At 42.7% G+C, this 13,777-nt stretch carries 9 protein-coding genes; all 9 read right to left on the bottom strand.

The features are described 5' to 3' along the window. Positions 1-9 precede the first annotated feature (9 nt). Positions 10-1,137: a M14-type cytosolic carboxypeptidase gene (locus MZ182_RS09870; protein WP_248068038.1), complete on the bottom strand. Its 1,128-nt coding sequence runs from the start codon at positions 1,135-1,137 to the stop codon at positions 10-12. A 195-nt stretch (positions 1,138-1,332) separates the two neighbouring features. Beyond that, the gene (locus MZ182_RS09865; protein ID WP_115014740.1) at positions 1,333-2,013 is read right to left on the bottom strand and encodes a response regulator transcription factor; all 681 of its coding nucleotides are present in this window, start codon (positions 2,011-2,013) and stop codon (positions 1,333-1,335) included. A gap of 199 nt (positions 2,014-2,212) precedes the next feature. After that, a complete protein-coding gene (locus tag MZ182_RS09860) occupies positions 2,213-4,732 on the bottom strand; it encodes a TonB-dependent receptor plug domain-containing protein (RefSeq protein ID WP_248068040.1) in 2,520 nt (839 codons plus the stop codon). 921 nt (positions 4,733-5,653) lie between these two features. Beyond that, positions 5,654-6,658, bottom strand: a complete 1,005-nt coding sequence (gene ruvB / locus MZ182_RS09855; RefSeq protein ID WP_011789368.1) for a Holliday junction branch migration DNA helicase RuvB — start codon at positions 6,656-6,658, stop codon at positions 5,654-5,656. A gap of 14 nt (positions 6,659-6,672) precedes the next feature. Beyond that, a complete protein-coding gene (ruvA, locus tag MZ182_RS09850) occupies positions 6,673-7,290 on the bottom strand; it encodes a Holliday junction branch migration protein RuvA (protein ID WP_248068043.1) in 618 nt (205 codons plus the stop codon). Continuing rightward, complete coding sequence (gene ruvC, locus MZ182_RS09845) at positions 7,287-7,808, bottom strand: crossover junction endodeoxyribonuclease RuvC (protein ID WP_011789370.1); 522 nt, start codon at positions 7,806-7,808, stop codon at positions 7,287-7,289. The genes ruvA and ruvC overlap by 4 nt, the downstream gene beginning before the upstream one ends. Before the next feature lie 103 nt (positions 7,809-7,911). After that, positions 7,912-8,658 carry a YebC/PmpR family DNA-binding transcriptional regulator gene (locus tag MZ182_RS09840; protein ID WP_248068046.1) on the bottom strand — a complete coding sequence of 249 codons (747 nt, stop codon included), beginning with the start codon at positions 8,656-8,658 and terminating at the stop codon, positions 7,912-7,914. A 239-nt stretch (positions 8,659-8,897) separates the two neighbouring features. Next, positions 8,898-10,676 carry an aspartate--tRNA ligase gene (gene aspS, locus MZ182_RS09835; RefSeq protein ID WP_248068049.1) on the bottom strand — a complete coding sequence of 593 codons (1,779 nt, stop codon included), beginning with the start codon at positions 10,674-10,676 and terminating at the stop codon, positions 8,898-8,900. A 184-nt stretch (positions 10,677-10,860) separates the two neighbouring features. Further along, positions 10,861-13,674 carry a transporter substrate-binding domain-containing protein gene (locus MZ182_RS09830; RefSeq protein ID WP_248068051.1) on the bottom strand — a complete coding sequence of 938 codons (2,814 nt, stop codon included), beginning with the start codon at positions 13,672-13,674 and terminating at the stop codon, positions 10,861-10,863. Positions 13,675-13,777: the final 103 nt, after the last annotated feature.

Raw genomic sequence — 13,777 nt, 5'->3', positions numbered from 1 at the left:
CCGCCTCATTTATCTCAATTTATCCACAACAGCCAGCATGGCGATTAACGAGGCTTCACCCAGATAAATGCTACGCTCTGGCGACCAGCCAACAAAAGGATCGGGTAAGTTATTATTGTCTTTAAATGGCATTTCAAGTGTATTGGATAAACATTCAAAGGTTTGTGCTACCCAATTTGATGCCACGGTTAAGTTAGCCTGACCCGGTTCGTCTTTAGCATAACCAAATTGAGTTTGAAAATCAGCACTGGCTAAAGTTAATGCTTGACTAAAATCGGCCTGTAACTGTGCCAATCTGTCGCTATATGTCGGTACGCCTTCACAGCCAGCAAGAAATACATAGGGTAAACCTTCATCACCATGCACATCGTAAAATAAATCGACGCCAATTTGTTTCATCTTATTTACAACATGATAAACCTCAGGACTCTTTTCTAAACTTGGGCTTTGCCACTCGCGATTAAGATTAACACCTACCGCATTGGTACGAAGATGCCCTCTAACACTACCATCGGGATTCATATTGGGCACAATGTAAAAGTTTGCTTTATCAAGTAGAGATTTTGCTGTTGGGCAGTCATTATCAAGTAAACGGTTAATTAAGCCTTCAACTAGCCATTCAGCCATAGTTTCGCCAGGATGCTGCCTGGCTGTAATCCAAATATTACGCTTGGAAGGATGATCATTACCCACTTTCACAAGCGTGATATCTCGACCATCTAAGGTTAAGCCTAAATGCTCTAAATTAACATCAGGATGCAATTGAGCACTGCTGAGCAAGTCTAAGTGGCGTTCGTAACTGTAAGGTGCAAAATAGGCTAGTTGGATTGCATCACAATCTAACTCAAGTTGAATAGTTAATGTGCCATCTTGATATTGTGTCGGCACACGAAACCAGTGCTGGCGATCATAACTGGCAACAGCTTGATAATTCTCCCAGCCTTTTGGATAAGAAGCGGTACCTGCATTAATGATATTTAACGTGTATTGATGGCCAACGCTACCTTCAAATCGAAAATTAAACCATTGATAAAACTCGCCACCGGCATCGGGGCGGATCGCAAGTTGAATATCATCTTTATTATCAAGATTGACTACTTGGATATTTCCACCATCAAAATTGGCACTGATCCGCATAATGATTCCTACTCGTTTATTCATGTGAGGGCTATTGATGACACATGCTACACCCATAATTTATGCCCGATAGAATAAACCAAAACCGCGTGAGGTGAAAATGAAAGCCAGTATTTTCAGCTAATGTGAAATCAGTCGGCTTTTTATTAACCGATGACAGCGAGCAGTCAATCCCGCCTTGTGTCGGACAAAAGCCTAAACCGTAAAACTGTAACCTTGCCCACGCACGGTATTAATCAAATTACGCGGTAAACTGGTTTTCGCGAGTTTACGTCTTGTATTACTGATATGCATATCCAAGTTACGATCAAAGCGTCCAAGATCTTTTTGTAAAACTGAACGTTGAAGCTCCTGTTTCGTAATCACCTGCCCCTTGCGGTCGAATAAATACTTAAAGAGTCGAAACTCAGTTTGGGTAAGATCGACCCCGCGATTACCAATTGTAATGCGATAGCTAGTTTCATCAAAATTAACCGATTTAACTTGGGAGTGTTCGGTTTTATGCTGCATGATCCGATGTGAATGTAGGCGGCGCTCCAGTGCACCCAGTCTAACGATCAACTCCTTAATACTAAATGGTTTACTTAAAAAATCATCAGCCCCCAACTCATAACCCATAATGCGATCATCTTCGCTATCTCGGGCTGAAAGCATCATAACAGGCGTTGAACACTCACGGGCTTTTAATACCTCAAATCCATTCATCTGTGGCATCACTAAATCAAGCATGATCACGTCTGCAAAACCAGCACGAATACGATTTAGCCCGTCTAAACCATTAGTAGCACACTCCACTTCATGCCCATGAGCAATAAGGGCATCAGCTAACCAAGTTCTGAACAAGGGATCATCATCGACCAAAAGTATTTTACTCATCCTTAATATCCAAACGAGAATCGATATCATTTATATTACCATAGCTATACAGGTGTCTCTAGTCCTAAAACACACGTAAAGAGAAGTTACAGTTAAAATGTGATCCGAGTAATGATGTCAAGTTCGATAACAAATACTTCGTTCCCTTTCGGCAATAAAAAAGCGCCCTAAGGCGCTTTTAAAAATTAAAGGTTTAAATTTAGAACTTAACTGTTACACCACCATAAATGGTTCGACCGATAGTATCGTAAACTTCTGGAACTGTACCACCATCGCTACCGTTTGAGACACGTGATGGTTTTTCGTCAGTAAAGTTTTTAACGCCTAAACTAACGGTTGTCATATCATTAATATGATATGTACCTGAGATGTTATGGTATAGAATTGAGTCAACATCATAGCCTTTTGCTAAATCAGTCATCTCACCAATATAACGGTTGAAGTACATAACACTCCAGTCATCTTGACCTGCTGAAAGACTAAAGTTATTACGTACTTTAGCGTAAGCGCCAAAATTACCATCGATAGTATCAGTATAATCTTTATTATCTTGCTCGAAATTCAACAAATATGTCGTGTCGTTGTTGACTTTCCAGTCTAAACCCAAGGCTTCAAAGTTATAAGCTAAGTTAAAATCGATACCGCTAGTATCTTGATAACCTACGTTAGTCAATGCATTGGTTAGATTACGCAAGTCACCCTGAGGGGTAATATTAAAAGTTTCACATGCGGACATTATGCCATTTTTACAATCATCTAAACCAGCCTGAGTATCTAAACGGGCGATTGCATTATCGACTTTGAAGCGCCAATAATCTAATGTCACAGACATACCTTCGATATAGCTTGGTGAATATACTAGACCAGCGGTGTAAGACTCAGACTCTTCTGGTTTTAAATCTGGATCAGAAGTACGATTCACCAGTATTTGCCCTGGTTGCTCATCATCAGATAACCAAGGATTGGTGAGATAATCAAACGATCCTGAGTTACCACCATATAATTCAGCAACACTTGGTGCGCGGAAACCTGTCGCTGCCACAGTACGAACCATCAGGTCATCGGTAGCTGTATAAGTTAAACCAATTTTCCAAGTGGTTGCTTTACCGAAAGTCGAGTAATCATCTAAACGCAGTGCAAATTCACCCGTTAATTTTTCGGTAAATGGTACACTGACTTCTTGGAAAACAGAGACAACGTTATAGTTACCATCTGTTGGGTCTTGCTGTGCAGCAGTACTTTCACCAGCAATTACAATTGGGTCCGGATTATAGAAACCACTTTCACGGCGATATTCAGCACCAATAGCAAAGCCAACAGCACCTGCTTTTAGATCAAATAACTCACCATTTAATCCCGCTGACAATGTTTGCTGTTCATTACCGCCATTTGCAGCTTCAGTATAACCAACACTATCTTTCATCGCTTGTGTAAGTGGTGCACCACTTAACCAAGCACTAGAGTTAGCATAAATAGCATTAGTCATATCATTAGCATTGATAGAATTCTCTACTGCGGTTTCTGCTTTATTTTTACCAAAGGTATAAGTGACATCCCAATTCATACCTGTATGAACATCTAAAGTACCCGCTAACCCACCAGACAAGCGCCAAGTATCTGTGTCCTGAGTATAAATACGAGGACCAACGTCATTCATACGTCTAGCATAGAAAACTTGCCCAAACTCATCAGGCTTAATCCCTGCAGCAGTCATCTTACTATCAATAGTAAGACATTTTGCAGGGTCTACACCAGGTTGACCACAGACATCAAGATATAGCTGTGCAGGTTGAGCGGCCATTTGCTGATGAGAACGGCGGTTTGTATAGATTGCATCAGCAGTTAATACCACATCATTACCCAACTCTTGGGTCATATTTGCAAATAAGCTGCGACGTTCACTTGGAGTTTGATAATAACTATCTTGTGTGAAGTCATAGGTCTCAGTTTGAGCAACCCAATCACCATTAGCGTCTTGAACCATGCCATCTAATGAACCAGTTGGTATGATTCCACTCGCACCAGGTTTAGTCCAATCTCGATCAGATTGAATTACACCTCGACGTTCAGAATACGCTGCACCAAAGGTATAATTACCACCATCGGTATTAAAACCGTATAGCGCACTGACATCACCATTTTCACCATCACCTTTGTCAGTGCCGCTACCATTAAAATCTAATTGGAAGCCTTCAAAGTCTTTTTTGGTGATAATGTTCACTACACCCGCAATCGCATCTGAACCGTAAACTGCTGAAGCACCATCTTTCAGAATTTCAACGCGGGCAATCATAGCCACAGGAATCGAGTTCAAATCTACTGCACTATCGGCACCAGAACCTGAGTTCACCATACGGCGGCCATTTAATAGTACTAATGTACGTTGTGATCCCATACCGCGTAAATCAACCTGCGCAACACCATCAGCACCATTATTTGTACTTGACCCTACAGCAGCACCTGCCATAGAGGTTTGAACTTGTAGCATTTGGTCTACAGAGGTAAAACCTTCCGCTTTAATCGCTGCAGCATCAATTACGGTCACAGGAGAAGCTGTTTCCATATCTTGACGTTGAATACGTGAACCTGTTACTTCAATACGCTCTACTTTCGCCGTTTCTTCAGCCGCGAATGAGTTTGACGCAACAAATGTACCCGCAGAGATGGAAGTAACGATTGCGACATTAATAGCCGACGCGACTTTGGTTCTTTTGATCATGTTTGAATGCTCCCTAGATCTTACTATTATTTTTATGCTTACAGCTTGTACAACTATTGCTGTACTACTGTTGCGCTTGATACTGATGATTCACTTTACTTCAGTCAATGCGCAAAAATTTAACTAAAAAAATATTATTGTTTTTATAAATAATCTTATTTGTTGCATTATTGTTTCTTTAAAATTATAAATTCATGTTTTCCAATTAAAAAAGTTTTTTACGCCAGTTAAATAGTAATAATTAGCAACAAACCCTGTTAATAAAATAACATTTAACATACAATGTAATTATCAATTTATGCGATATAGATCACACAATTCACTTGAGAACAGATGAAAAACACAACACTGTATATCGATTAATTATCGTCTATTTGTGCATAACTAAAATTTATAAACATAGGAAAGCAAGACAATACAAAGCAAAGACTCTATATAGAGGAGATACATAATGAATAAAATGTAATTTTTATGCACAAGATTTTCACTGCGAACAAATAATTAACAAAGATGCATCAATTTGATTGGCATAAGTGATTTAATCAAATATGGTGTTCTAGAATAGTGCTAACGATTTAATTCTCTTGTGTGTTTTGGCATGAATTCGAATTGGAGCCCACTACCCATTTTTGCTTATTATTTTATATAGACATGTAAAATACTGTTTTTAGGTTCTGATATTGATACAGATGTAAATATTTGTGGAGTGCCATTAAACTATATGATGTCTTGGGTTGAAATAATGGCGTAAAGCTAAAAACAAGCTGATTTTAATACTCGGATATAATGATGTTTCGAGATGGGATGTTGTTCGCTTTGACAAACTCTAAATGGCGAAACATGGAATGAAGTGTAATATGAAGCGCTTCTATACAAAATTGATATGACGAAAGGCGACCAGCGGTCGCCATTTAAGGGTCATTACTCAGGTTTGATCAACTGAAAATGCTGATACGCACGTGCCGTAGCAATGCGTCCTCTGGGAGTTCTTTGGATAAACCCTTGTTGGATCAAAAAAGGCTCTAGCACATCTTCGATAGTTTCGCGTTCTTCACCTATTGCAGCGGCTAAGTTATCTAAGCCAACAGGCCCCCCCATAAACTTATCGATAATGGCTAACATCAACTTTCGATCCATATAGTCGAACCCTTCATTATCGACATCGAGTAGATCCAGCGCATGATCGGCAACAAATTGAGTGATCGCACCATCATGTTTAACCTCGGCATAGTCGCGCACACGGCGAAGTAAGCGATTAGCTATCCTTGGTGTACCACGAGAACGTCGTGCAATCTCAAACGCACCTTCTGTATCAATCTCTAATCCCATCACTTGTGCAGAGCGCGTTACAATCGTGCTTAAATCTTTAATGTTATAAAATTCAAGTCGAAGTGGAATACCAAAGCGAGCACGCAAAGGAGATGTTAATGCCCCTGCTCGAGTGGTTGCACCTACTAAAGTAAATGGCGGTAAATCAAGCTTGATGGAACGCGCTGCAGGCCCCTCACCTATCATGATGTCGAGTTGATAATCTTCCATTGCTGGATACAATATCTCTTCCACTACTGGGCTTAAACGATGAATTTCATCGATAAATAGCACATCACCGGATTCTAAATTCGTGAGTAATGCGGCCAAATCCCCTGCTTTTTCAAGCACAGGACCTGAGGTGGATTTGATATTAACGCCCATTTCATTCGCAACAATCATCGCTAATGTCGTTTTACCTAGCCCTGGAGGACCATAAATCAACATATGATCTAAGGCTTCATTACGATTTTTGGCTGCTTGAATAAAAACCTTAAGCTGAGCGCGAGTGTCATCTTGCCCTGTATATTCATCAAGTAATTTAGGCCGCATTGCCCTATCCACAACATCATCTTGTACTTGAAGTTGCGGCTGGATGAGTCTATCTGCTTCAATCATTATGGTTCCCTTAATCAGAGCATCGACTTAAGTGCAGCTTTAATCAAGGTTTCTGAATCCATGCCCTCTTTGTAAGCAGCAGAAACCGATTTACTCGCTTGTGGTGGTTTGTAACCCAAAGAGATCAAAGCAGAAATGGCATCCTCCTCGGCACTATTCACCGTAGGCGTGGGTGAATAACTGGATTGCAGCACGAACTCACGCTCTGAGCCTGCAGATGCTTCCATCAAGCTCTTGAGCTTATCGCGCATTTCGACAAGTAAACGCTCGGCGGTTTTCTTACCCACTCCCGGTAACTTCACTAAAGTGACGATATCATCGCGCTCAACACAACCAACAAACTCCGATGCCGTCATGCCAGAAAGAATGGTTAAGGCGAGTTTTGGACCAACACCATTGGTCTTGATCAGTAAGCGGAACAATGCCCGCTCCTGCTTAGTGATAAAACCATAAAGGAGTTGAGCATCTTCACGCACAACAAAATGGGTATACACCACAGTCTCGTGATCGATCTCTGGCAGCTCATAAAAGCTGGTAAGTGGCATCTGTAATTCATAACCGACACCATTAACATCCATCAGTATTTCGGGAGCTTGTTTTTCAACCAGCACACCACGTAAACGACCTATCATCTGTACCGTCCGTATGTTCTTGCCGTTGCTCGGCCACTCAATGCAATTAAACTTTGGCGAGTGTGATAATGACACACAGCAACGCCGAGAGCATCTGCTGCATCCGCTTGAGGTGCGGCAGGTAATTTCAGCAGTTGCTGGATCATATGCTGTATTTGTTCCTTTTTAGCTCGCCCTGTACCGACTACCGCACTTTTTATTTGTGTTGCACTGTACTCGGCTACAGGTAAATTTGCCACCGTCGCCGCAACAATGGCCGCCCCTCGTGCTTGCCCAAGTTTTAGGGCTGAGTCAGCATTCTTGGCCATAAATACGCGTTCGATTGCAAATTCATCTGGTTGATACTGCCGAATAATCTCAGTGATCCCATCAAATATTTGTTTAAGTCTGCCAGAAAGCTCTTCAGATGAAGTGCGAATACAACCACTGCCGAGATAAATCTGATGTCGTCCCTGACATTGGATCACGCCGTAGCCTGTGATCCGAGAACCTGGGTCAACACCTAAAATAATTGCCATTAAATACCTTATATGGGATCTACATTTGCGTCCCTGTTCCTACGTTAGCGTTTGCGATCTGAAATTGGCATCAATTGACGCCCCAATTCAGCTCACAGTCAATCTAGCCTAGGCTTGCCATCACATCATCGGAGATTTCCGCATTATGATACACCTCTTGCACATCATCATGATCTTCAAGGGTGTCGATAAGGCGCATAAATTTTTCAGCGGTTTCTAGATTAAGCTCTGCTTTCGTCGAGGCTATCATAGCGATTTCGGCATTATCCGCCACAAAATGGGCTTTATCGAGCAGCTCTTTCACCGTATAGAAATCAACGGGATCGGTAAACACATCCACCGCGCCATCATCATAGCTGATAATGTCTTCCGCGCCCGCTTCAAGCGCCGCTTCCATCAATGCATCTTCATCGGTTCCCGGAGCATAGGATAACACGCCACGCTTAGTGAATAGATAAGAAACCGAACCATCCGTGCCTAAGTTACCACCCGATTTACTAAACGCATTACGTACACCACTCACAGTACGATTACGATTGTCCGTCATGGTTTCAACCATCACAGCGGTGCCGCCTGGGCCATAACCTTCATAGAGAATGGTTTCGAGTTGCTGGCCTTCTAATTCACCGGCGCCGCGTTTAATCGCACGCTCAACCGTGTCTCGGGTCATATTGCCACCGAGGGCTTTATCGATGGCGATTCGTAAGCGTGGATTAGAATCGGGATCTGAACCGCCTTCACGGGCAGCTACGGTTAATTCGCGAATAAATTTAGTAAAGAGTTTACCGCGTTTAGCATCTTGCGCTGCTTTACGGTGCTTAATGTTGGCCCATTTACTGTGACCTGCCATGGGAAGTCTCCTCTTGTGATACCTAAGTAATCTCAAGATGCTGCATTCATCATTTAAGGTTACTTGGTATATATTGTTGCACAGCTTACCAATCATCTAAGGTGTTATGGGGCTGAAAAAGCTAAGGATGAACTTATTGATAAGCAATAAAATGATATACCACTAAAAATAGACCGAGGCTAATGCCTCGGTGTTTGATACAACGCATAAAATGACCACAGAAAGTCGTTTTACAAAAATTAGCCTTCTGTTTTAACAGCTTTCTCAACAACGGCAATGCCAAGTTCAGCTAACTGCTGCGGATTGGCAAAACCTGGTGCGTTAGTCAGCGGACAAGCGGCAGTGGTGGTTTTCGGGAACGCCATTACATCACGGATTGAGCTTGCGCCCGTCATCAGCATAATGATGCGGTCTAAACCAAATGCTAAACCCGCATGTGGCGGTGTGCCATAACGCAGCGCTTCTAACAGGAAGCCGAACTTCTCTTTAGCTTCATCGTCGGTAATACCCAGAATACGGAATACCGCAGACTGCATTTCTTGGTTGTGAATACGCACTGAACCACCGCCTAATTCGCAGCCGTTCAATACCATATCATAGGCATCGGAAACGCGATTAGCTGGATTGGCTTCAAGTTCTGCCGCCGTTACGCCGCGCGGGGCGGTGAACGGATGGTGAACTGCATGGAAGTTGCCGTTGATTTTCTCAAACATCGGGAAGTCAACCACCCACAGTGGACGCCATTCACCTTGCAATAAGCTGAAATCTTCACCGGCTTTAAGACGCAGTGCACCCATAGATTCGGCAACCACAGTCGCCTGATCTGCACCAAATAAGATAATGTCGCCAGTTTGCGCGCCTGTGCGGCTAATGATTTCATTCACTATGCTTTCGTTTAAGAACTTAAGCACGGGTGATTGAATGCCCTCTAAGCCAAGGCTTAGGTCATTAATCTTCATCCACGCTAAGCCTTTAGCACCATAGATGCCAACAAACTTAGTATAATCATCGATTTGCTTACGAGACAGTGCAGCGCCGCCTGGAATACGCAGTGCAGCAACACGGCCTTCTTCATCGTTGGCAGGGGCTGAGAATACCGCAAATTCCACTTCTTTAAGTAAATCTGCAATGTCCACCAGCTCTAATGGATTACGTAAATCTGGCTTATCTGAACCGAAACGACGCATGGCTTCGTTATAGGTCATTCGCGGGAATTCGCCGAGATCGACATTGAGCATTTCAAGGAACAGGCCGCGCATCATTTCTTCGGTCTTCGCCATCACTTGCTCGGACGTCATAAATGAGGTTTCGATATCGATTTGGGTGAATTCTGGTTGACGGTCAGCACGTAAATCTTCATCACGGAAGCATTTTACGATTTGATAGTAACGGTCAAAACCTGACATCATCAGCAGCTGTTTAAACAGCTGTGGTGATTGTGGCAGCGCGAAGAATTGGCCTTTATAAGTACGGCTCGGCACTAAATAATCGCGGGCACCTTCTGGCGTAGCCTTGGTTAGGATCGGGGTTTCTATATCTAAAAAACCGTTTGAGTCGAGGAAACGACGCACTGCACTGGTGACCTTAGCGCGGAACATTAAACGCTGCGCCATCTCTGGGCGACGTAAATCTAAGTAACGATACTTAAGACGTTGCTCTTCGCTGTTGTTCTGATAGTTATCTAGGCTCAGTGGCAACGGATCGGCAGCGTTGATAATCGTCAATGCTTTACCTAAGACTTCAATTTCTCCCGTCTTCATTTGACCATTAACTTGGCTATCTGGACGAGCGCGAACCACACCTTTTACCTGAACACAGAACTCGGCACGCAGTGTGCTGGCCACAGCAAACACCTCAGGCAAGTCTGGATCATAAACCACTTGGACGAGACCTTCTCTGTCTCTTAAATCTAAAAAGACAACGCCACCCAAATCACGGCTACGATTAACCCAACCTACCAAGGTAACTTCTTGTCCAACGTGAGACTTATTGACGTCTCCACAATAATGACTGCGCATCTAACTCTATCCTTTATCCGGAAACCGGTGCTTTGGAAATAATCAAAACGAGATAAAAGCGGCATTATAGTCAAATAATACCGATTACCAAAGTACTTCACTCTTAGGCGGTGAAGTATCAAACAGTTTTACGCCCTTGACTAGAGGTGAACACATTATCTGTGTATAAGCGTTCAAAAAAGCGTCAAGAAATACGGTAGCAACGTCCCCCACTACTTTTGGCTTGGTACATTAGCTGATCAGCCTTTTTCAACAACCCAATAGCAGTATCACCATCTCGGGGATAAAGTACGACACCAATACTGACAGCAACCCTCACCGTTTGCCCTTCTATGAGCAAAGGCGAGGAAAGAGACTGCAGGATATTATCAGCAACTTGGGTCGCGGCATCGAGATCTTGTACACGATTTAGTAGGATCACAAACTCATCGCCGCCAAATCGTGCCACGGTATCAGAGTTTCGCACTGAACTAAGTAAAATTTGTGCTACCTGTGTCAGTATTGAATCTCCTATTGGGTGACCATGCTGATCATTAATTTGCTTAAACTCATCCAAGTCAATAAATAACAGAGCAAAGTAGGCTTGATCTCGTTGATGTGATAATAGCGCTTGAGCTAAGCGGTCATCTAACAACGCGCGATTAGGTAATTGGGTTAATACATCATGGTTTGCAACATGTTGTAACCGTTTCTCCGCTGAAATTCGCCGTGTTATCTCAAGGTTTAAACGTCTATTGACCGCCAACACCGCTATCATAACAATAGATAATATTACGGCACTGAACAGTAAGTAGCGGATCCATTGAAGATAATGGCTGTTATCCGTTGAAACCGTAAATGAGACCCAGTGGGAATATATCTGTTGTTGACGTTGATTATCGATGATAGCTAACGCTTTATTAATCAGTGGCACTAAGGGTTCAAATTCCGGATTGACCCCAATATGACTATGTTGATCGGCCAAATCACTTAATAGCGACATTTTGAGAGTGGGAAACTCCCCACCTTTAAGCTCAGAGGCCAGTGTGACCACTTTGTCAATAAACACCTCCGCATGACCATTTGCCACTGCACTCACCCCTGCTTTAGTGTCCGTCACTAGCACCAATTTAAGTGATGGCTGTAATGCCATTAATTGCGCTACCAAATGATAGCCTTCAACCACAGCGACTCTTTGCCCTGCTAACTGAGCGATGTTAAACACAGAAACCTGCTCGAGTTGTGAGACTAACCCCCAAGGTGATGGCCAATATGGGTCGCTAAACAGTAATCGTTGTTGCCGCTCAGCCGTTTTAGCTACACTGCCTGCAAGAGCAATATCGCCTTTTTGCAACGCTTGAATTAACGCATGCCAGTCATCAAAAGCAATGGGAGTCAGCTTAAGGTGTAATTCTTCTTTTAACAGCCGCGCAATATCACTATTAATACCCGAAAACTCCCCTTGTTCATCCGTAAACTCCATGGGTGGCCAATGTTTAAGATAACCCATACGCACTTCAGCCAAACTTTCAAGATAGGTTTGCTCTATAGCCGTTAAATTAATACGGTTACGCTCCGTTTGATTGAAGATATGATCCTGAGGGTTGAGCATCCATTTATGCTCAATATCTGCAAATTCCTTGGGAGTTATACTGTTAAAACCATTTTCAATTCGTTGCGTAAGTCCAGGATCATCACTGCGAGTAAGCACATAGATATTGGTCGAAAACGCTAAGTCGGGATATTGATGGAAGTCAGACCAGCCTTTATTAAGCAGTAGGTAATGAGATGTCCAAGCCCCTGCTGCAACAAAGCCAACAATTTCACCAGTTCTGGCGGCTGTCACCATTGCATCCATACTGTCATAATAGCGTAAAGACACATCAGGCAAAGCCTGCCTAAGTGAGACCAAATAAGGTGCTGTCGGTACAACACCGATCCGTTTGCCCTTTAATTGGGATACATCATTTAATTGTTGCTGATAAATAAACAGTCGACTCTTTACTGTATAGAGAGGCCAGGCTCGGGTAAGTCCAGTTTTTAAGTCATCACTCTCTGGATAACCAATATGTGCATCCGCTAGACCACGACGTACATCATCAACACTGGCATTCATGTCACCGGTGATAAAATCAATATCAATCCCCGTTTTTTCGGACCACAATTTCCACATATCTACATACAAACCATGGGGTAAGCCATCAACACCGAGATCAACAAAGGGTTCAACACCCTGTTGCATAGCAATAATCAACCCAGATTTTTGCCTATGGATCCCCAACCAACGCCGTTCAGTCTGCTGGATAAACTGAGGATCTAGACCCATAAAACCGCGATTAATCTTATCGACTAATGCTTGGTTACCTTTAACTGTCGCGGGGACAAACTGGACACTTTTAATTTTTATGCGAGCTGTATTAGGAAAATTAGCCGAAATATCTTGGGATGATGCAGGATCTTTCAAGTAACCTTCTAATCCAGCGAATACCACTATTTCTGAAGAAGCCACGCCTGCAAGCAGTTTTTCACGACTCTCATAACGCTTTAAAACTAATTTAGACTCCATTCGTTGTAACTGCGCTTCATGATATGAGCCTGCTACAACACCGATTTGATAGGGAATCAATTCCTTGATTGATTTTTTACTACGTAATGATTTGTGTAAATAAAGATAAGCATCAACATCAGCAATCGGAGTCGCAAAATCAAATAGTTGCTCTCTTTCTGGTGTTATTCCCATACCAAGATGAGCGTGCGCTTTACCTTTTTGTAATTGAGTGAGAGATTCATTCCAGTGGCGTGCGACAAACACCACTTCTGTATGGGTTTGCTTAGCCCATTCTTTCCAAAGATCAACCAGTAATCCTGTCGGTTCTCCTTCGCTATCCACATATTGATAGGGAAAACTGTCTTCACCCATAACGATGATTAATGGCTCATTAGGCAATGGACTCGCCTGCCCTGTAATGCTCAAAAAATAGCTGCACAAGATCACAATTAAGTAGACCACAAACTTCAAGTTGAGCCCTTAGTACTGGATGTACATGTAATGATTTTGTTATTTATGCCATATTAGACAAAAATTTATCGCAAATTACTAGCCTAAGACTTGCTGCAAATCA

It is taken from the genome of Shewanella sp. JNE2, from assembly GCF_023159115.1.
Taxonomy (GTDB): domain Bacteria; phylum Pseudomonadota; class Gammaproteobacteria; order Enterobacterales; family Shewanellaceae; genus Shewanella; species Shewanella putrefaciens.
Note: the sequence above shows the minus strand (reverse complement) of the source record. Positions and strands in the feature narration are given on the sequence as shown.